This window comes from Mesorhizobium sp. B3-1-9, from assembly GCF_006439595.1.
GTDB lineage: Bacteria > Pseudomonadota > Alphaproteobacteria > Rhizobiales > Rhizobiaceae > Mesorhizobium.
This window is the reverse complement of sequence record NZ_VFTJ01000009.1, coordinates 50,621-68,637: the sequence shown is the minus strand read 5'-3', so window position 1 is coordinate 68,637 and position 18,017 is coordinate 50,621. Positions and strand designations below refer to the sequence as shown.

General features: G+C 64.9%; 20 protein-coding genes. 15 read left to right on the top strand and 5 right to left on the bottom strand.

All coding sequences use genetic code 11. The features are described from left to right. Position 1 precedes the first annotated feature (1 nt). The 4 genes from sdhA to FJW07_RS17840 all read left to right on the top strand — a co-directional run bounded on the left by sdhA (position 2) and on the right by FJW07_RS17840 (position 3,921). Complete coding sequence (sdhA, locus tag FJW07_RS17860) at positions 2-1,837, top strand: succinate dehydrogenase flavoprotein subunit (RefSeq protein WP_140857918.1); 1,836 nt, start codon at positions 2-4, stop codon at positions 1,835-1,837. A gap of 2 nt (positions 1,838-1,839) precedes the next feature. Next, the gene (locus FJW07_RS17855) at positions 1,840-2,274 is read left to right on the top strand and encodes a DUF3052 family protein (protein ID WP_140857916.1); all 435 of its coding nucleotides are present in this window, start codon (positions 1,840-1,842) and stop codon (positions 2,272-2,274) included. Continuing rightward, on the top strand, positions 2,274-3,053 hold the full coding sequence (locus FJW07_RS17850; RefSeq protein WP_140857914.1) for a succinate dehydrogenase iron-sulfur subunit: 780 nt from the start codon (positions 2,274-2,276) through the stop codon (positions 3,051-3,053). Before FJW07_RS17855 ends, FJW07_RS17850 begins: the two co-directional genes overlap by 1 nt. 235 nt (positions 3,054-3,288) lie before the next feature. Continuing rightward, entirely contained in the window at positions 3,289-3,921 is a 633-nt protein-coding gene (locus FJW07_RS17840) for a DUF480 domain-containing protein (protein ID WP_140857912.1), read from the top strand. 112 nt (positions 3,922-4,033) lie between these two features. On the opposite strand, the gene FJW07_RS17835 is transcribed toward FJW07_RS17840, so the two are convergent. From FJW07_RS17835 to FJW07_RS17825, 3 genes are read right to left on the bottom strand one after another with little or no spacing between them, the layout of a single operon-like run. Beyond that, on the bottom strand, positions 4,034-4,480 hold the full coding sequence (locus FJW07_RS17835; protein ID WP_181182668.1) for a hypothetical protein: 447 nt from the start codon (positions 4,478-4,480) through the stop codon (positions 4,034-4,036). Next, positions 4,474-4,887, bottom strand: a complete 414-nt coding sequence (locus FJW07_RS17830; protein WP_140857910.1) for a hypothetical protein — start codon at positions 4,885-4,887, stop codon at positions 4,474-4,476. The genes FJW07_RS17835 and FJW07_RS17830 overlap by 7 nt, the downstream gene beginning before the upstream one ends. Beyond that, positions 4,884-5,036, bottom strand: a complete 153-nt coding sequence (locus FJW07_RS17825; RefSeq protein WP_140658655.1) for a hypothetical protein — start codon at positions 5,034-5,036, stop codon at positions 4,884-4,886. Before FJW07_RS17825 ends, FJW07_RS17830 begins: the two co-directional genes overlap by 4 nt. Before the next feature lie 248 nt (positions 5,037-5,284). Here FJW07_RS17825 and FJW07_RS17820 point away from each other — a divergent pair, with 248 nt between their 5' ends. Next, on the top strand, positions 5,285-6,250 hold the full coding sequence (locus FJW07_RS17820) for an AraC family transcriptional regulator (protein ID WP_140857909.1): 966 nt from the start codon (positions 5,285-5,287) through the stop codon (positions 6,248-6,250). A gap of 27 nt (positions 6,251-6,277) precedes the next feature. Here the strand turns inward: FJW07_RS17820 and FJW07_RS17815 are convergent, their stop codons facing one another. Continuing rightward, the gene (locus FJW07_RS17815) at positions 6,278-6,703 is read right to left on the bottom strand and encodes an OsmC family protein (protein ID WP_140646052.1); all 426 of its coding nucleotides are present in this window, start codon (positions 6,701-6,703) and stop codon (positions 6,278-6,280) included. A gap of 214 nt (positions 6,704-6,917) precedes the next feature. On the opposite strand from FJW07_RS17815, the gene FJW07_RS17810 reads away from it, so the two are divergent. From FJW07_RS17810 to FJW07_RS17800, 3 genes are all read left to right on the top strand, one after another. Further along, the gene (locus FJW07_RS17810) at positions 6,918-7,136 is read left to right on the top strand and encodes a hypothetical protein (RefSeq protein ID WP_140646053.1); all 219 of its coding nucleotides are present in this window, start codon (positions 6,918-6,920) and stop codon (positions 7,134-7,136) included. Then, on the top strand, positions 7,133-7,489 hold the full coding sequence (locus tag FJW07_RS17805; protein WP_140785512.1) for a YciI family protein: 357 nt from the start codon (positions 7,133-7,135) through the stop codon (positions 7,487-7,489). Before FJW07_RS17810 ends, FJW07_RS17805 begins: the two co-directional genes overlap by 4 nt. A 139-nt stretch (positions 7,490-7,628) precedes the next feature. After that, positions 7,629-8,159 (top strand): hypothetical protein, encoded by a 531-nt coding sequence (locus FJW07_RS17800; protein WP_140857907.1) that lies wholly within the window; start codon positions 7,629-7,631, stop codon positions 8,157-8,159. Positions 8,160-8,359: 200 nt separating this feature from the next. Here the strand turns inward: FJW07_RS17800 and FJW07_RS17795 are convergent, their stop codons facing one another. Continuing rightward, entirely contained in the window at positions 8,360-9,634 is a 1,275-nt protein-coding gene (locus FJW07_RS17795) for a ubiquinone biosynthesis hydroxylase (RefSeq protein ID WP_140857905.1), read from the bottom strand. Between the two features lie 103 nt (positions 9,635-9,737). On the opposite strand from FJW07_RS17795, the gene tesB reads away from it, so the two are divergent. The 7 genes from tesB to xth all read left to right on the top strand — a co-directional run bounded on the left by tesB (position 9,738) and on the right by xth (position 17,992). Further along, positions 9,738-10,601, top strand: a complete 864-nt coding sequence (tesB, locus tag FJW07_RS17790; RefSeq protein ID WP_140857904.1) for an acyl-CoA thioesterase II — start codon at positions 9,738-9,740, stop codon at positions 10,599-10,601. Positions 10,602-10,849: 248 nt separating this feature from the next. Then, complete coding sequence (locus FJW07_RS17785; RefSeq protein WP_006327120.1) at positions 10,850-11,188, top strand: P-II family nitrogen regulator; 339 nt, start codon at positions 10,850-10,852, stop codon at positions 11,186-11,188. A gap of 94 nt (positions 11,189-11,282) precedes the next feature. After that, positions 11,283-12,572, top strand: a complete 1,290-nt coding sequence (locus tag FJW07_RS17780) for an ammonium transporter (protein WP_281405341.1) — start codon at positions 11,283-11,285, stop codon at positions 12,570-12,572. 264 nt (positions 12,573-12,836) lie between these two features. Next, the gene (locus tag FJW07_RS17775; protein WP_140857902.1) at positions 12,837-13,112 is read left to right on the top strand and encodes a hypothetical protein; all 276 of its coding nucleotides are present in this window, start codon (positions 12,837-12,839) and stop codon (positions 13,110-13,112) included. A 209-nt stretch (positions 13,113-13,321) separates the two neighbouring features. Further along, positions 13,322-15,997: a DNA translocase FtsK gene (locus FJW07_RS17770; protein ID WP_140857901.1), complete on the top strand. Its 2,676-nt coding sequence runs from the start codon at positions 13,322-13,324 to the stop codon at positions 15,995-15,997. 377 nt (positions 15,998-16,374) lie between these two features. Beyond that, positions 16,375-17,043, top strand: coding sequence for an outer membrane lipoprotein carrier protein LolA (locus FJW07_RS17765; protein WP_140832545.1), 669 nt, complete (start codon positions 16,375-16,377; stop codon positions 17,041-17,043). 142 nt (positions 17,044-17,185) lie between these two features. Further along, the gene (xth, locus tag FJW07_RS17760; protein WP_140707126.1) at positions 17,186-17,992 is read left to right on the top strand and encodes an exodeoxyribonuclease III; all 807 of its coding nucleotides are present in this window, start codon (positions 17,186-17,188) and stop codon (positions 17,990-17,992) included. The last annotated feature ends 25 nt before the right edge of the window (positions 17,993-18,017 follow it).

Sequence of the window (18,017 nt, the reverse complement as noted above, 5' to 3'; positions counted from 1 at the left end):
CTTGGCCAACGCAAATACAGCCAGCACGGCTTCCGCCTACACTTTTGTCGACCACAAATTCGACGTCGTGATCGTCGGCGCCGGCGGCGCCGGCCTGCGCGCCACGCTCGGCATGGCCGAGCAGGGATTGCGCACCGCCTGCATCACCAAGGTGTTCCCGACGCGTTCGCACACGGTGGCCGCGCAAGGCGGCATCGCCGCCTCGCTGTCCAACATGGGCCCCGATTCCTGGCAATGGCACATGTACGACACCGTCAAGGGCTCGGACTGGCTCGGCGATGTCGACGCCATGGAATACATGGTGCGCGAGGCGCCGGCCGCCGTCTACGAGCTCGAGCATTACGGCGTGCCGTTCTCGCGCACCGAGGAAGGCAAGATCTACCAGCGGCCGTTCGGCGGCCACATGATGAACTATGGCGACGGTCCGCCGGTGCAGCGCACCTGTGCTGCCGCCGACCGCACCGGCCACGCCATCCTGCATACGCTCTACGGCCAGTCGCTGAAGAACAACGCCCAGTTCTTCATCGAGTATTTCGCGCTCGACCTGATCATGGAGCCGGACGGCACCTGCACCGGCGTCGTCGCCTGGAACCTCGATGACGGCACCATCCACCGCTTCTCGGCCAAGATGGTGGTGCTGGCGACCGGCGGCTATGGGCGAGCCTATTTCTCCGCCACCTCGGCGCATACCTGCACCGGCGACGGCGGCGGCATGGCAGCCAGGGCCGGGCTGCCGCTGCAGGACATGGAGTTCGTGCAGTTCCATCCGACCGGCATCTACGGTGCCGGCTGCCTGATCACCGAAGGCGCGCGCGGCGAGGGCGGCTATCTCGTCAATTCCGAGGGCGAGCGCTTCATGGAGCGCTATGCGCCGTCTGCCAAGGATCTCGCCTCGCGCGACGTGGTCTCGCGCTGCATGACGCTGGAGATCCGCGAGGGCCGCGGCGTCGGCAAGAACAAGGACCACATCTTCCTGCATCTCGACCATCTCGACCCGGCCGTGCTGCACGAGCGGCTGCCGGGTATATCGGAATCGGCCAAGATCTTCGCCGGCGTCGACCTCACCAAGGAGCCGATCCCGGTGCTGCCGACGGTGCACTACAATATGGGCGGCGTGCCGACCAATTACTGGGGCGAGGCGCTCAATCCGACGGCCGAAAATCCGGACAAGGTGTCGCCCGGCCTGATGGCGGTGGGCGAGGCCGGGTGCGCTTCGGTGCATGGTGCCAACCGGCTCGGCTCGAACTCGCTGATCGACCTCGTCGTGTTCGGCCGCGCGGCGGCCATCCGCGCCGGCCAGGTGATCGACCGCAAGTCGGCGATCCCATCGCCCAACGAAGCTTCGGTCGAAAAGATCATGGAGCGCTTCGATCGTCTGCGCCACGCCAACGGCTCGATCCCGACCGCGGTGTTGCGCGAGAAGATGCAGCGCGCCATGCAGGAAGACGCCGCCGTGTTCCGCACGCAGGACTCGCTCGAGAACGGCTGCAAGCGCATTTCGGAACTCTGGGGCGAGCTCAAGGACATCAAGGTCACCGACCGCTCGATGATCTGGAATTCCGACCTCGTCGAGACGCTGGAGCTGGAAAACCTGATGGCCAACGCCATCACCACGGTCTACGGCGCCGAGGCGCGCAAGGAGAGCCGGGGCGCGCACGCGCGTGAGGATTTCGACAAGCGCGACGACGCCAACTGGCGTAAGCATACGCTGGCTCATCTGAGCGAAGACGGCAAGGTGACGCTGACCTACCGGCCGGTGCACACCGAGCCGCTGCTGGCGGAAAAGGACGGCGGCATCAGCCTGGCCAAGATCGCGCCGAAGGCGCGGGTGTACTGATCATGGCGCCGGCGGCCACGGGATATTCCGGCACGCCCCTTCCGGCCAAGCTCGGCCTGAGGGACGGCATGGTCGCCGCCTTCATTGCGCTGCCTCCGGAGCTCGATGCGCTGACCGAGGCGGTGTCCTTTGCCGGCGTCGATCGGCTGTCCAAATGGTCGGCGATCTCGGGCCGCCGGAAATACGATGCCGTGCATGCCTTCACCCTGCAGCGCGCCGAGATCGAGGACGGCTTGGCCCATATCGAGACGGCGATCAAACGCGACGGCATGGTCTGGGTTTCTTGGCCGAAGAAGGCATCGAAAGTGCCGACCGACGTCACCGAGGACGTCATCCGGTCGGAGGCGCTGAAACGCGACCTCGTCGACGTCAAGGTCGCTGCCGTGAACGAAATCTGGTCCGGGCTGAAGCTCGTCATCCGAAAGGACCGCAAGTAATGGTCGAACTCACGCTTCCCAGGAATTCGAAGGTCCAGCAAGGCAAGACCTGGCCGAAGCCGGAAGGCGCCACGAACCTGCGCGAATACCGCATCTACCGCTGGTCGCCGGACGACGACGAGAACCCGCGCATGGACACCTATTTCGTCGACATGGACGATTGCGGGCCGATGGTTCTCGACGCGCTGTTGTGGATCAAGAACAAGATCGACCCGACGCTGACCTTGCGCCGCTCCTGCCGCGAAGGCATCTGCGGTTCCTGCGCCATGAATATCGACGGCTCGAACACGCTGGCCTGCACCAAGGGCGCCGAGGACATTTTGGGCGCCGTGAAGGTCTATCCGCTGCCGCACATGGCTGTGATCAAGGACCTGGTGCCTGACCTCACCAATTTCTATGCCCAGCACGCTTCGATCCAGCCCTGGCTGCAGACGGTCTCGCCGACGCCCGCCAAGGAATGGCTGCAGAGCCACGAGGACCGCGAGAAGCTCGACGGGCTCTACGAGTGCATCCTGTGCGCTTGCTGCTCGACGTCGTGCCCGAGCTACTGGTGGAACGGCGATCGTTATCTCGGCCCGGCCACCCTATTGCAGGCCTATCGCTGGCTGATCGACAGCCGCGACGAGGCGACAGGCGAGCGGCTCGACAATCTGGAAGACCCGTTCCGGCTCTATCGCTGCCACACCATCATGAACTGCGCGCAGACCTGCCCGAAGGGACTCAATCCCGCCAAGGCGATCGCCGAGATCAAGAAGATGATGGTGGAGCGGCGGGTCTAGTCGGGCGAATTCGCTCGCGGTGCTTTGAAGGCAGCGATCCTTCGCGCCCCCCTCTGTCCTGCCGGACATCTCCCCCACAGGTGGGGAGATTGGCTGTCACCGCGGCTTTCGCCAATCGCTGCCGTCGAAGAATAAGCGCTGTTGACGAAGCTGCTGATCTCCCCCCTTGTGGGGGAGATGTCCGGCAGGACAGAGGGGGGCGCTGTCCCGCCGGCGCAAGAAAGGATTGCAGCCCATGACCGATCTTCCGACCCTGTCCCCCGTCGAAGCCCGTGTCCTCGGCTCGCTGATCGAGAAGAAGGAGCTGACGCCGGACGTCTATCCGCTGACGCTCAACGGCGCGCACCAGGCGGCCAACCAGAAGACCGCGCGCGAGCCTGTCATGGCGCTGGAGCTCACCGAGATCCGGCGGGCGCTGAGCTCGCTCGAGCAGAAGGGCCTGGTGCGGCAGGCCTTCGCCTCGCGCGTCGAGCGCTACGAGCATCTGATGGCGCAGCGCTTTTCGCTGACGACGCCGCAGATCGCGGTCATCGGCCTCTTGCTTCTGCGCGGCGCGCAGACCGCGCATGAGCTTCTGGCCCGCTCGGAGCGTATGGCGCGCTTCGCCTCGATCGAGGAGCTGCGCGACAATCTCGACCTGATGATCGGCCGCCGGCCGCCGCTGATCCAATTGCTCGAACGCGCGCCCGGGCAGCGCGAGGAGCGCTATGTTCATCTGCTGAGCGGGCCGGCGGAAGCGGCAGCGATGGCGGCGCCCTGGCAGGCGGCAGCGTCAGCTTCGGATAGCGATCTCGAAGCGCGCGTGAAGGCGCTCGAGGAAGAGGTCGCGGCATTGCGCACGAAGATCGACGCGCTGGGCGCCGGATAACAACCCGGCGTATCACCTCCTGTTGTAGATGCCGCTGGCCTCGCCCGTAGGGTCGACGAGTTGCAGTTCCCCTTCGTCCAATTGCCAGCTGAACGAAACGGGCTTCAAGTCTTCAGCGCCAAGTTTCCAGTTTCCGGTGAGGTCCGGCCGGCAGCCATTGAACGATTTGTAGGTTCCCCGATCTCGGCGTAAGCACCAGCGTGGAACCGTCCACTCTTGCCGTGCCGGTCATAGACCTCAGCGACTGAACCTGACCGCAGCCTTCGACCAGCGAGGACTGAAACAGGCTGTATTCGGCACGCCCGCCGACGCCGAATGTGAAGGTGATGCTGCCGCCGCTGCCCGGCGCGCAATCGCCAAGCGGGTCGCAATACTGGCCGGTCGCGGCCGCAAAACTCCACTGGCCTACGAGCGCCACCGGTATCGGGCCGCGATGCGAGCGGGTCGCCGGCCCGATTCCCTGGCCGAAGCCGTCGGTGGCTGCCAAGGCCAACGATCCCGCCAGCGCAGCCAGGCCAACAAGCCTCGCCCGCTCCAAACGCGAAAGGCTGGTCAGCATCCTTTGCTCGCCACAAGCTGTTTCAGATAGGTGAGCCGGGTGGAGATGACCTGATTGGCGATGGCCATCTTGCCGGCAGGCGCCATGCCGCCATATTTCTTTGCCGCCGGGCGCGCGCCTTGAGCCGCCGCATAGTTTGCCGTCAGTTGACGCAATTCCGCGCAGGACATGCCGGCATATTTGGCCTGCTCCTGCGGCGTGATGACACCCGCCTGCGACGCGGCCGCGGAATCGGCGGCCGCCATGGTGCCGAGGCCGATCGCCGCCGAAAGCGGGTTCAACCCGCCGCCGCCGGCCACGGCGCCGACCGCGCCCATCGCAAGGCCGGCCCCCTGAGGGCTTGTGCAGCCGGCGAGAACGAAAAGGCCGACAAGCGACGATATCGGAAAGACAGGTCTCGCGGTCATGGCCGGCGCTCGCCAAGGCGAGGCGGCAGTTTCAGGTCGCGATGGTCGGCTGCGCCTTTGCCGAGCGCGAGAGACAAAAGATAGACGCGAGGATTGAAGCCGGCTGACGACAATTGAGACAGCGTCTTGAACAGTTGCAGGTGATACATCGAACCCCCTTCGATTGTTTCCGAATGCGCTGCCGGCTTTTGCCGAAGCGCGCCGCAAACTAGGTGAGGCCGGCGAGGGGCAGCTTGGACGAGGCGGCCCTTAAAGCGGCCAAAACGGCCCTGTATTGACGTTTCGGGAACCTCGGCGCATATCAGCGCGCCTCTGGAGCCGGTTCGTCCACAGCGGGAACCGGGCTCCAAAATTGGCGATGGTCCCGCGGGCCATCCGTCAGAGGCAGGGGGTGCCGATGACTGCGGCAAGGGGGCCGTCGGCTTCGTTCAGGCTGGTCACGGACATGGTCCCGGAGCGGGATCGTGTCGAGGTCATGCGCGAGGTCTATGGCCGCACGGTGCTGAAGGTCGATCTCGATCCGCTCGACCCGACGCATGTCGATATGCGGGTGCGCGCGCTGCCGGGGCTGGGCATCGCTACGGGCACCTGCTCGGCATTCCGGGTCTATCATTCGACGACGCTGATCGACAGCGACGATCTTGTCCTGCTCGCGGCACTGGACGGCGCAAGCGTGATGAAGCATCGCGGCCGTGAGGAGCCGGTCGGCGGCGGCCACGCGCTGATGATGAGCGGTGAAGAAGTCGGCCTCAACGTCATCCAGCCGGGCGGCATCCGCTTCGTCAATATGAGCTTTTCCCTCAAACAGCTTTCGCCGCTGATCGGCGATCCCGCGATCGCGCTGATGCGGCCGCTACCGACCGGCACCGGAGCGATGCGGCTGCTGATCGACTATGTCCATTCGGTCCAGGATGCGGGCGACGGGCTCAGCCCGGAAGAGCTGCATGTGGCGGCAACGCATATCTTCGATCTGGCGGCGCTTGCCATCGGCGGGACGAGGGACGCGGTGGAAATCGCGCGCGGGCGCGGCGTACGAGTGGCGCGGCTGCGTGCCATCAAGGCAGACATCATCGCCAGAGGCGGCGACCTTTCGGCCGAGGATGTCGCCAGGCGCCACCGGCTTTCGACGCGCTATGTGCGCAAGTTGTTCGAAAGCGACGGCACGTCTTTGTCGGAGTTCATGCTGCGCCAGCGGCTGCTGCACGCGCATCGCATGCTCTGCGACCCGCGCAACGCCGGGCGCAGCATCACCGCGATCGCGTTCGAGGCCGGCTTCAACGACCTCTCCTATTTCAACCGGGCGTTCCGGCGCCGCTATGACGCGACGCCGTCGGATGTCCGTGCCGCCGCTCTCAAGGGTTGACCGCCGAGGGCGACGCCGTTTCCCGTCTCACCCCAATTTCGCGTCCAGCGACACCTTGATCGCGCCTAGCGCCTTCGACACCGGGCACTCGGCCTTGGCCTTCTCGGCCAGCTCCTTGAATTTCGCCGCGTCGATACCCGGCACCTTACCGACCAGGGTGATGGCGCTGCCGGTGATGCCGGTGCCGGGCACCAGCGTCACGACCGCCTTGGCGTCGAGCTCGGTGGCCGGCGTGCCGTTCTCGGCCAAAAAATGCGAAAGCTGCATGGCGTAGCAGCCGGCATGGGCGGCGGCGATCAGCTCTTCCGGATTGGTGCCGGACTTGCCGCTCTCGTCCTCGAAACGAGCCTTGAACGAATAGGGCGTGCCCTTCAAGGTGCCGCTCTGGGTGTCGAGCGTGCCCTTGCCCTCTTTCAAATTGCCTTTCCAGACGGCGTTTGCGGTGCGGTCCATGAAGTCCTCCTGGTCTGTTGGGGTTCTCGCCGGCAGGCGCCGGCGTTCCCTGTGACTATAGCGCGAGCGGGCCGGAAGACCATCCATGGCCTGGTATGATTGAGGTCGCGCGACGCGCTTCGAAAATTCTCCAAAAAAGCGCGTGCAAAAATGTCGACTTCCCGTCTGCCCGACCCGTCCTGCGGGCGGCCATTCGCGGCCGATGGAGGTTAAGATGGACAATCTGTTTCTTGCGATTTGGGGACGGCCGGGGCGAAAAGGCCGGCGACTCGAAGAGTTCTGGCTGGATCCGCCGGCGCCCGGCTTCGGCCGGCTGGCGGCGGCCATCGCCATCATCGGCGTCGCGGCGTGCCTGCTCGACCATGCGGCGACGGCAAGCAAGACCGACACCGTCGCCTCCTATAAATCATCAACGAAAGGAAGCTCGAAATGAAATATGTCCTGCTGGTCTATGGCGAGGAAAAGGACCTCTTCGCGCTTACCCCGCGGGAATCGGCCAAGCTCGATGCCGATTCGCTCGCCTATGACAGAGAGCTCGACCGGCAAGGCAAGCTGATCGTCGCGCAGGCGCTGCAACCGGTGAAGATGTCGAAGTCGCTCAGGCGGCGCCAAGGCAAACGGCTGGTGACCGACGGCCCCTTCGCCGAGACCAAGGAGCAATTGCTGGGTTTCCTTATGGTCGAGGCGGCGGATCTCGACGAAGCGATGGCGATCGCCGACCGCGTTCCGTTGGCCGAGCTCGGCACCGTCGAGGTCAGGGCGATCTACCAGATACCGGGGTCATAAGCCTGGTATGGATCCGGCGCGGCTGGCGCTGTCCCTTGCGCGATCATATCTTCAGCGTTTCTTCACCTGTCGCAACCGTTGCGTGTTGAAGCAGGGCCGCGCTTCTCTTATTGTCGCCGCGATTTCGGGGGAATTCGGCATGCCTTTCCTGATCGCCATCCTCGGCCTGCTCGGAGCGGCCGCCATCTGGTGGTACCGGCTGAAATATATGAGCGACGCCGCGCGCGAGGTCGCCGATGTCGTCGGACGCGTCCAGGGCAACATCCGCCGCAAGAAATTGCGCAACCAGGCCGCGCTCTCGCCGCTGACGGCGATCGACGATCCGGTGGTGGCGGCGACGACGCTGATCACCGCGATCGTCTCGGAGCACGGCCCGGTCCTGCCGCAGCGCGAGGCGGTCATCCGCGAGGTGATCGCGCGGATCGCCGAGAATGCGAAGAAGACCGACGAGGCGGTCGTCTACGCCAAATGGGCGGCTTCTCAGGTCGACGACACGACGCTCGTCATCGACAAGCTGGCGCCGTTCCTGCGCGAACGCCTCGATCCGCATGAGCGGGACGACCTGCTCAGGATGCTGGACCGGGTCGCGCAGGGCGGCGGGCAGAGCCTCAAGATCGCCGACCAGCGGATGCTGAGGTTGCGGCAGAAGCTGGGCTTTGAAGTGAACTAAAGCGCGTCGCGCTGAAGCGGATTCAGGCGACGCGCTTTAGGTCGTTGCTTGATGCATGTCGTTGTCGCAAAACCGAGGTCACTTTTGCGCGACATGCATTAAGCCGAGCTGCAGCGGCCGGATCGCCTGCCTTCACGATTGGCCGAAACGCCTCTCGCCGCGTCATTCTATGTCGAAGGCCTACGCCAATCGGCTAACGCTCAGATCGCCTCGCCCTTCAACAGTCGTGGGGTTTCGCCGGAGAGGCCCGAAGCCTGGCGGATGAAGAATTCTTTCAACCTCGGCATGCGCTCGACCAGCCCTAGGCCGAGATCGCGCGCGGCGCGCAGCGGGCCGAGGTCGTTGGAGAACAGCCGGTTCAAAACGTCGGTGGTGACGCCCATCTGCAGCGTGTCGAAGCGGCGCCATTGCTGGTAGCGCTCGAGCACGTCGAGCGCGCCGATATCCTGGCCGAGCCGGTCGGCCTCGACCACGACTTCGGCGAGCGCCGCGACATCCTTGAAGCCGAGATTGAGGCCCTGGCCGGCGATCGGGTGGATGCCATGCGCGGCGTCGCCGGCCAGCGCGAAGCGCGGCGCGACAAAGGCGCGGGCGAGCGTCAGGCCGAGCGGCCAGGCGCGAGGCTTGTCGGCGACGGTTATTTCGCCGAGCTTCAGGCCGAAGCGCTGCTCCAGATCGTGCTCGAAGACGAACTCGTCGCCGTCGACCAGCGCCTTGGCATCTTGCGTGCGCTCCACCCAGACGATCGACGAACGGTTGGTGCCATCCTTGTCCGGCTTCAGCGGCAGCGTCGCGAACGGGCCGGCCGGCAGGAAATGCTCTTCCGCGCGGCCGTTGTGCGGGCGCTCATGCGCCACCGTGCAGACGATGCCGGACTGGCCGTATTCCCATTTGACGGTCTTGATGCCGGCCATGTCGCGCAGCCTGGAGTTGACGCCGTCGGCGGCGACCAACAGCCGCGCCTTCAGCGCGGCGCCGTCGGCCAGGTGCACGGTGATGCCGGCGCCGTTCACATCGAAGGCGCTGACCGCCATGCCTTCGATGATGTCGATGCCGAGCTTTTCGGCGCGCCGGCGCAGCGCGCCGTTCAAGTCGCGGTTGGCGACCATGTGGGCGAAGGGCTCGCCGGGCGCCACCTCACCGCCGAAGGTCAGGAACACCGGACGCACCGGGTCGGCGGCGCGCGAATCGGTGATGATCATTTCAGTGATCGCCTGCGCTTCCGGCGCGATCTCTTCCCAGACGCCGAGCTGCTCCAGCATGCGGCTGGCCGCCGCCGCTATGGCCGAGGCGCGGCCGTCGCGCTGCCAGACGCCGGCAGGGGCCGCGTCGACGATGGCGATGGCGAGGCCCGGCCGCGCCTGTTTCAGCGACACGGCCGCGGTGAGGCCGACATAGCCCGCGCCGGCGATGAGCACGTCCAGAGCCTCGCGCTTTCCATTGGCCCCTGCTCCGTCCGGCTTGCGGTCGACCATGGCATCATCCTTTCACGGCTTCGGCCGGCCGCCGCTTGCGGCCTTGACTGCCCGCACGTCCTGTCCGAAACCGGCCATGGCACATCCTCGAAGGATTTCAAACATGACAGCGGCCATGGACGAGCTTCTCGACATTCTCGACCTCGAACAGCTCGAACACAATCTGTATCGTGGTCGCAGCCCCAAGGTCGACTGGCAGCGCGTGTTCGGCGGCCAGACCATCGCCCAGGCGCTGGTCGCCGCGCAGCGTACCGTCGAGCCGAAGCGGCACGTGCATTCGCTGCACGGTTATTTCATGCGGCCGGGCGACACCAAGCTGCCGATCGTCTACGAGGTCGACCGCATCCGCGACGGCGGCTCCTTCACCACGCGCCGGGTGGTGGCGATCCAGCATGGCCAGGCGATCTTCTCGCTGGAGGCGTCCTTCCAGCAGGACGAGGTCGGGCTCGAGCATCAGCTGCCGATGCCGCGCGACGTGCCGGCGCCCGACACGCTGCTCACACAACGCGAGCTGCTCGGCAAGTTCGGCGAGGCGGTGCCGGAAGGCATCAGGCGCTACTGGGAGCGCGACCGGCCGATCGAGATGAAGCCGGTGATGCTGAAGCACTATACGAGCCGCGAGAAGCTGGAGCCGCAGCAGAATATCTGGATCCGCACCACCGGCCCGGTGCCGGAAGACCGCGCCATTCAGGCGGCCGTGCTCGCCTATCTCTCCGACATGACGCTGCTCGACACCTCGACCTTCGCGCATGGCCGCGCCATTTTCGACCGCGACATCCAGGCCGCCAGCCTCGACCACGCCATGTGGTTCCACCGCAGCCATTCGCTGGACGACTGGATCCTCTACAATCAGGACAGCCCGTCGACGCAAGGGTCGCGCGGCTTCACCCGCGGCTCGCTGTTCGCGCGGGATGGGACACTGATCGCCTCGGTCGCCCAGGAAGGCCTCATCCGGCTCAAACGCTGAGCCGGCTTCAAAGTCTGCCTGCTAAACGCGCTTTTTTGATTTTCTGCCTATTTTATAGGCAACGGCTCCGCCATGCCTGTGCGCGAATGATGTGCACCGGCCGCCCATTCTGTTTTTTTACAACAGGTTAGCGCCCTGCTTCGGCAACTGGCACGGAGCTTGAATCCTATGGGACACTCTCCGGCTCTCCTCGGGATCGGTGAAGGTGTGCAAACGCGGGGGACCGCAACAGCAAAGGGTGAAACCTTATGAAAATCGTGATGGCAATCATCAAGCCGTTCAAGCTCGACGAGGTGCGCGAAGCGCTCACCGCCGTCGGCATCCAGGGCCTGACCGTCACCGAGGTCAAAGGCTACGGGCGTCAGAAGGGGCATACGGAAATCTATCGCGGCGCGGAATACGCAGTCAGCTTTCTGCCCAAGATCAAGATCGAGGTCGCCGTCGGCGCCGACATGGTCGACAAGGCCGTCGAAGCCATCACCGCGGCCGCCAAGACCGGTCAGATCGGCGACGGCAAGATCTTCGTCTTCGGCATCGACCAGGCGGTACGCATCCGCACCGGCGAAACAGACACCGACGCGCTCTAAGCGGCGACCATCCATTCCAACGGAGAGTTCAATGAATATTCCTTCCACCTTGAAGACGACGGGACGCGCGGCCGCTTCGCTCGCGCTCGTGGCCATGAGCACCGTCGCCGCCATCGCGCAGGAAGCCGCCCCGGCAGCCACCGCCGCGGCGCCTGCCGCGCCGGCACCGGCGCTCGACACCGGCAACACCGCCTGGATGCTCACCTCGACGGCGCTGGTGCTGATGATGACCATCCCGGGCCTGGCGCTGTTCTACGGCGGCATGGTGCGTAAGAAGAACGTGCTCGCCACCATCATGCAGAGCTTCGCCATCACCTGCCTGGTGACCGTGCTGTGGTTCATGTTCGGCTATTCGCTGGCCTTCACGACCAATGAATCCGCCAGCTTGAATGCTTATATCGGCGGCTTCTCGCGGTTCTTCCACCACGGCATCACCGTCTCGACGCTTTGGCTGCCGGGTGTCTCGAACATCCCCGAGTTCGTCTTCTCGATGTTCCAGATGACCTTCGCCATCATCACGCCGGCGCTGATCGCCGGCGCCTTCGCCGAGCGTATGAAATTCTCGGCGCTGCTTATCTTCATGGGCTTGTGGCTGGTCTTCGTCTATGCGCCGATCGCGCACTGGGTGTGGGGCGGCGGCTTCCTTGGCGCGGCCGGCGTGCTCGACTTCGCCGGCGGCACGGTCGTCCACATCAACGCCGGTGTCGCGGGCCTGGTCTGCGCGCTGGTTCTCGGAAAGCGCGAAGGCTACGGCACCACCAACATGGCGCCGCACAACCTGGTCTATTCCGTCATCGGCGCCTCGCTGCTGTGGGTCGGCTGGTTCGGCTTCAACGCCGGTTCGGAACTCGCCGCAGACGGCCTCGCGGGTGCTGCCATGATGAACACGCAGGTCGCCACCGCCGCCGCGGCGCTGGCCTGGATGTTCGCCGAATGGATCGTCGCCAAGAAGCCTTCGGTTCTGGGCATCATCTCGGGCGCCGTCGCCGGCCTCGTCGCGGTGACGCCGGCTTCCGGCTTCGTCAACCCGACGGGCGCCTTCATCGTCGGCATCATCGCCGGCGTGGTCTGCTACCTCTCGGCGGTCAAGCTCAAGCATGCGCTCGGCTATGACGACTCGCTCGATGCCTTCGGCGTGCATGGCATCGGCGGTATCGTCGGCGCCCTGCTCACCGGCGCGCTGGCCGATCCGGCCATCAACGCCCTTGGCAAGGACGCTTCGGTGGGCAAGCAGCTCTACGGCATCGTCTTCACCATCCTGTGGACGGCGATCGCCACCTTCGTGATCCTCTACATCGTCAAGGCCCTGGTCGGCCTGCGTCCGTCGACCCAGGAAGAGGTGGAAGGCCTCGACGTCACCCAGCACGGCGAAGTGGTGCCGTAAGGCCGTCTTCCTCAGGGGCCGGCGGATCCTCCTCCCGCCGGCCCGAATTCCTCCCAAGATCCCGTCGTGACGCTCCCCAAAGGGGCTCACGCCTTGAGGCCCGGAACAACCTTCCGGGCCTCTTTTTTGTTCGACGCCTGCCGGGCGAAGCTTCGATCACATTCACTTGATCGAGCCCATGTGAAACATCGACCCTCCAGATTCCGTAATGGGAAAGCGAGCGTCATCCAGGCGCCTGCCAAACAAGAGGGAAGGAACCAACCGATGAACTTCAAGAACATCTACCTGGGAGCAATGGCTCTTTCGATGATCAGCGGCGTTGCACTTGCCGGTGCTCTCGATGAGCCGGCCAACATGGCCCCGTTCTTCACCGATTCCAGCATGAAGACGATGAAGTCCGAGGCCGACTTCAAAGCAGCCTGGGCGGCGATGCCCAAGGACAAGCAGGACATGATGATGAAGGAATGCCAGGACGCGGCGATGAGCAAGCCTCACGCCGAGTTCTGCGGCAATCTGGTAACCTACGCCGGCAACAGGTGATTTGCGGCAGGTCGGGTCCGTTAGGGCCCGATCGCTTCGTCGTTTCAGGACACAGGGTGGCGGGCCGCGAGGCCTGCCATCTTTGTTCGAGCCGAGGCCCGGTAAAGGGCCATGGTTAATGCGGCCTTAACCTTCCCCCCGATAGTCTGGCGTTCGAATCTGCCGGAATGCGCCATGCGCCCGGCCAGGCAACGATCACGGGGAAGAGCATGCGTTCAGGCGCCTCAGCACCGCTCGCGCTGACCGATACGGGGCACGGCATCCAGGCATTCGCGCGGCGCCAGGTCGGGCGGCTGGTCGGCGCCGGGCTGTTCCTGTTCACCGCCTTCGGCATCGCGGCCTTGGCCACATGGAACGTCGCCGACCCGAGCTTCTCGCACGCCACCAGCAATGTCGTCACCAATGCCATGGGCTATGCCGGCGCGGTGTTCTCCGACCTCGCCATGCAGTTCTTCGGCCTTGCCGCCGTCGCCGGGCTGGTGCCGGCGGTGATCTGGGGTTTCCTTCTGTTTTCCGCGCGCGGCGTCGACAAATTGCCGAAGCGCGGCTTCGCGTGGTTCGGCTTCGCGCTTCTCGCCGCGGCCATCGCCGGCTGCGTGACGCCGCCCAACACCTGGCCGCTGCCCACCGGGCTCGGCGGCGTGTTCGGCGACATGGTGCTGAAAATCCCGGGCATCGCGGTCGGCGGTTATCCGAAAGGTCTGTTCGCCAGCATCATAGCGGTCATCCTCGCAGCGCCGATGTTGTGGCTGTTCGCCTATGGCTCGGCGCTGATCACGCGCAAGAACGGCTTTGCCGTCATGGAGCGCGCCGCCCGGCCCGATCCGCGCGAGCAGGACGAGATGCTGTTCGACGAGGATGAGGACGAGGGCGACGAAGGAATACTGGCGCTCGGCGCCATCACCCATTGGTGGCTGTCGTTCCGCGCCTTCCTGCATCGCCGCGCCGAGCGCCGCAGGCGGGAGCGCGACGAATTCGAACCGCCGATGGAGCCCAAGGCCAGCGCCTGGCGGCGCGCCGCCGAGCGGGTTGAATCGGCCGAGTTCGCCGAAGCCCGCATGAGCCCCGGCGGCCGCGCCCGCGTCGAGCCGGAATTCTTCGCCGCCATGGTCAATGACCGAAGCGTTTCAGTCGATCCGGCCGACCAGGATATCTTCGACGACGAACAGGACGAAGACGTCTACCTCGACGATTTCGACGACGAAGTGCCCGCCCAGCGGCGCGGCGCAGGCGCCAAGGTGCAGAATTTCCGCTCCGATGCCGCCACCCGCGTCGCCGCGCCGGCGGCGCGACCGGTGCCGGGCGCGCGCGTCCAGCGCGAGGCGCAGACCTCGCTGATCGGTTCCGACATGTTCGAAATGCCGTCGCTGCATTTCCTGTCCGAGCCGAAGAACGTCGCCAAGGATCCAAGCCTGTCGAAGGACGCGCTGGAGCAGAACGCGCGCCTGCTCGAAGGCGTGCTGGAGGATTTCGGCGTCAAGGGCGAGATCATCCATGTCCGCCCCGGTCCCGTCGTCACGCTCTACGAGCTGGAGCCGGCGCCCGGCATAAAGTCCTCGCGCGTCATCGGCCTTTCCGACGATATCGCCCGCTCGATGAGCGCGATCGCCTGCCGCGTCGCCGTCGTGCCCGGCCGCAACGCCATCGGCATCGAGCTGCCCAACGCCAAGCGCGAGACGGTCTATCTCAGAGAGATCATGGCCAGCCGCGATTTCGAGACGACCAAGGCGAAGCTCGCGCTGGCGCTGGGCAAGACCATCAATGGCGAGGCGGTCATCGTCGACATCGCCAAAATGCCGCACGTGCTGGTCGCCGGCACCACCGGCTCGGGCAAGTCGGTCGCCATCAACACCATGATCCTTTCACTGCTCTACAGGCTGACGCCGCAGGAATGCCGGCTGATCATGATCGACCCGAAGATGCTCGAACTCTCGGTCTATGACGGCATCCCGCATCTGCTTACGCCGGTCGTCACCGATCCCAAGAAGGCTGTCGTCGCGCTGAAATGGACGGTGCGCGAGATGGAGGACCGCTATCGCAAGATGTCCAAGGTCGGCGTGCGCAACATCGACGGCTTCAACGCGCGCGTCCAACAGGCCGAGAAGAAGGGCGAGAAGATCTCGCGCACGGTGCAGACCGGCTTCGACCGCCAGACCGGCGAGGCGATCTACGAGACCGAGGATCTCGATCTCGAGCCGATGCCTTACATCGTGGTCATCATCGACGAGATGGCCGACCTGATGATGGTGGCCGGCAAAGACATCGAAGGCGCGGTGCAGCGCCTGGCGCAGATGGCGCGCGCCGCCGGCATCCATGTCATCATGGCAACGCAGCGCCCGTCGGTCGACGTCATCACCGGCACCATCAAGGCCAATTTCCCGACCCGCATCTCCTTCCAGGTGACGTCGAAGATCGACAGCCGCACCATCCTTGGCGAGCAGGGCGCCGAGCAGCTGCTCGGCATGGGCGACATGCTCTACATGGCCGGCGGCGGCCGCATCCAGCGCGTGCACGGCCCGTTCGTGTCGGACGACGAGGTCGAGAAGGTCGTCGGGCATCTGAAGCTGCAGGGCGTGCCGGAGTATCTCGACGCCATCACCGAGGATGACGAGGAAGACGACGAGGACGGTCCGTCGGGCAAGGGCGGCTCCGGCGGCGGTGGCGGCGGCAATTTCGAGGATTCCGACGATCCTTACGACCAGGCCGTGGCGGTGGTGCTGCGCGACGGCAAGGCCTCGACCAGCTACATCCAGCGCAGGCTCGGCATCGGCTACAACCGCGCCGCCTCGATCATCGAGAAGATGGAGAAGGAAGGCATTGTCGGCGCGGCCAACCATGCCGGCAAACGCGAAATACTGGTGCCAACCGAAGAGGACAAGTTCTAGGGTTTGTCGATATTCAGGTGAGGCCGGCCTGCAAATGGCGGCTTCCTGCGCTTCCGGTGCTCATGTACGAAAATACGCTCCGCTCCGGCCTTCGCCGGCCGAAGCTCTCATAAGTGTCTCCGCTCTATGAAGGCTACGGTCGGCGTAGGCCGGTTCTCGGAAGTCACCATTTTCGTCTCGGCCTGACCTGAATCTCGACAAACCCTGGCCCGGCGAGACGCCGAAACGGGTCGGCAAGCAACTTGAAATCACCTTGCGCGTTTGTGCGATGGGCTGTCGCCCGCGCATATCCGGCGGATCTGTCGCGCACCCGCCAAACTTAAGCCCTAGTGGGAGTGCAGAAACTGCGGCAACACGAATCACAGGAAGCGACCGGCATGAAGACCCAGACAGAATTCGCCATCACCCGCCGCCAGGTCCTCGGCCTCGGCCTGATGCTTGGCGGAGTCGCCGCTCTCAACCTCGTGCCGGGCTACCAGCTCGTGGCCGCGGCGCAGGCCGCCGTGCCGCCGGCGGCGCAGAAGATCGCCGACCATTTCTCCTCGGTGAAGTCGATGAGCGGCGAGTTCGTCCAGTTCGGCCCGAAAGGCGAGCAGACCGGCGGCAAGTTCTTCCTCGAACGCCCGGGCAAGATCCGCTTCAACTATGACGGATCCTCGAACTTCCGCGTCATCTCCGACGGCAAGTCGGTGGTGATCCTCAACAAGAAGCTCAACACCTCCGACCTCTATCCGCTGTCGAAGACGCCGCTGAAGCTGCTGCTCGACGACCGGATCGATCTCTCCGGCGGGCGCGTCAAGGCCATCAAGGAAGAGGACGACCTGACCACCATCAAGCTTTCCGACAAGTCGGTCTTCGGCAATGCGATGATCACCATGATGTTCGACCCGAAGACCTATGATTTGCGCCAGTGGACGATCACCGATGCTCAAGGCAAGGACACCACGGTGATGATCTTCAACACCAAGGAAGGCGTCAGCTTCCCGCCGGACACGTTTGCCATCGACTATACCGCGAACCGCGAGCTGAATACGAAAACCAGATAAGCTCTTTCTCCCCGTCTACGAGGAGAGATGCCCGGCAGAGCAAAGAGGGGCAGCGCTGACCTTAGCCGTTGTCGCTTAGCTTGTTTTTGCCGCGCTTGGCTGGCACTAGTGCGGCGACTTTCGCCGTCCTGGACTCCGCCGCATGCCCTTCACCATCGCCACCTGGAACATCAACTCCGTGCGCCTGCGCATGCCGATTGTCGAGCGGCTCCTGAAAGAGCACGCGCCCGACGTGCTGTGCCTGCAGGAGACCAAGGTTCCCGACGAACTGTTCCCGGAAAAAGCCTTCCGCAAGGCGGGCTACGAGCACATCCTGTTCCACGGCCAGAAAGGCTATCACGGCGTCGCCACCGTCGCCCGCCGTCCGATCGAGCTGGTCGAGAAGCGGCGGTTCTGCGAGATCGACGACAGCCGGCATCTGTCGGTCAGGGTGCAGGCGGGCGGCAAGTCGGTGCTGGTGCACAACTTCTACGTGCCGGCCGGCGGCGACGAGCCGGACCCGGAGATCAACCGCAAATTCCGGCACAAGCTCGATTTCGTCCATGAGATGAACGGCATGCCGGCGAGCCAGGACGAGCTATCCGCGTCGATCCTGGTCGGCGACCTGAACATCGCGCCGCAGGAGCATGACGTCTGGTCGCACAAGCAATTGCTCAACGTCGTCAGCCATACGCCGGTCGAGACGACAAATTTCGAGGCGATGCGCGAGGCCGGCGGTTGGGTCGACCTGATGCGGCTCAACGTGCCCGCCGAGCAGAAACTCTACACCTGGTGGAGCTACCGCGCGAAGGACTGGGAAGCCTCCAACAGGGGGCGCAGGCTCGATCACGTGTGGTCGTCAGCCAATCTGGTGCCGAGCTTCACCGGCTACGAGATCCTGCAAGCGGCGCGCGGCTGGGAGAAGCCGTCCGATCATGTGCCGGTCATCGCGCGGTTCGACCTGGATTAGCGTGGGACGGCGGGAGGGGCGCCTG

Excerpts from the sequence above, each read along its gene's own strand:
- FJW07_RS17765 (WP_140832545.1), top strand. The coding sequence starts at position 16,375 with ATGAAGACCCAGACAGAATTCGCCATCACCCGCCGCCAGGTCCTCGGC.
- FJW07_RS17780 (WP_281405341.1), top strand. The coding sequence starts at position 11,283 with ATGAGCACCGTCGCCGCCATCGCGCAGGAAGCCGCCCCGGCAGCCACC.
- tesB (WP_140857904.1), top strand. The coding sequence starts at position 9,738 with ATGACAGCGGCCATGGACGAGCTTCTCGACATTCTCGACCTCGAACAG.
- FJW07_RS17795 (WP_140857905.1), bottom strand. The coding sequence starts at position 9,634 with ATGGTCGACCGCAAGCCGGACGGAGCAGGGGCCAATGGAAAGCGCGAG.
- FJW07_RS17800 (WP_140857907.1), top strand. The coding sequence starts at position 7,629 with ATGCCTTTCCTGATCGCCATCCTCGGCCTGCTCGGAGCGGCCGCCATC.
- FJW07_RS17830 (WP_140857910.1), bottom strand. The coding sequence starts at position 4,887 with ATGACCGCGAGACCTGTCTTTCCGATATCGTCGCTTGTCGGCCTTTTC.
- FJW07_RS17855 (WP_140857916.1), top strand. The coding sequence starts at position 1,840 with ATGGCGCCGGCGGCCACGGGATATTCCGGCACGCCCCTTCCGGCCAAG.
- FJW07_RS17805 (WP_140785512.1), top strand. The coding sequence starts at position 7,133 with ATGAAATATGTCCTGCTGGTCTATGGCGAGGAAAAGGACCTCTTCGCG.
- FJW07_RS17840 (WP_140857912.1), top strand. The coding sequence starts at position 3,289 with ATGACCGATCTTCCGACCCTGTCCCCCGTCGAAGCCCGTGTCCTCGGC.
- FJW07_RS17775 (WP_140857902.1), top strand. The coding sequence starts at position 12,837 with ATGAACTTCAAGAACATCTACCTGGGAGCAATGGCTCTTTCGATGATC.
- FJW07_RS17785 (WP_006327120.1), top strand. The coding sequence starts at position 10,850 with ATGAAAATCGTGATGGCAATCATCAAGCCGTTCAAGCTCGACGAGGTG.
- FJW07_RS17835 (WP_181182668.1), bottom strand. The coding sequence starts at position 4,480 with ATGCTGACCAGCCTTTCGCGTTTGGAGCGGGCGAGGCTTGTTGGCCTG.
- FJW07_RS17825 (WP_140658655.1), bottom strand. The coding sequence starts at position 5,036 with ATGTATCACCTGCAACTGTTCAAGACGCTGTCTCAATTGTCGTCAGCC.
- FJW07_RS17770 (WP_140857901.1), top strand. The coding sequence starts at position 13,322 with ATGCGTTCAGGCGCCTCAGCACCGCTCGCGCTGACCGATACGGGGCAC.
- FJW07_RS17820 (WP_140857909.1), top strand. The coding sequence starts at position 5,285 with ATGACTGCGGCAAGGGGGCCGTCGGCTTCGTTCAGGCTGGTCACGGAC.
- FJW07_RS17810 (WP_140646053.1), top strand. The coding sequence starts at position 6,918 with ATGGACAATCTGTTTCTTGCGATTTGGGGACGGCCGGGGCGAAAAGGC.
- FJW07_RS17850 (WP_140857914.1), top strand. The coding sequence starts at position 2,274 with ATGGTCGAACTCACGCTTCCCAGGAATTCGAAGGTCCAGCAAGGCAAG.
- FJW07_RS17815 (WP_140646052.1), bottom strand. The coding sequence starts at position 6,703 with ATGGACCGCACCGCAAACGCCGTCTGGAAAGGCAATTTGAAAGAGGGC.
- xth (WP_140707126.1), top strand. The coding sequence starts at position 17,186 with ATGCCCTTCACCATCGCCACCTGGAACATCAACTCCGTGCGCCTGCGC.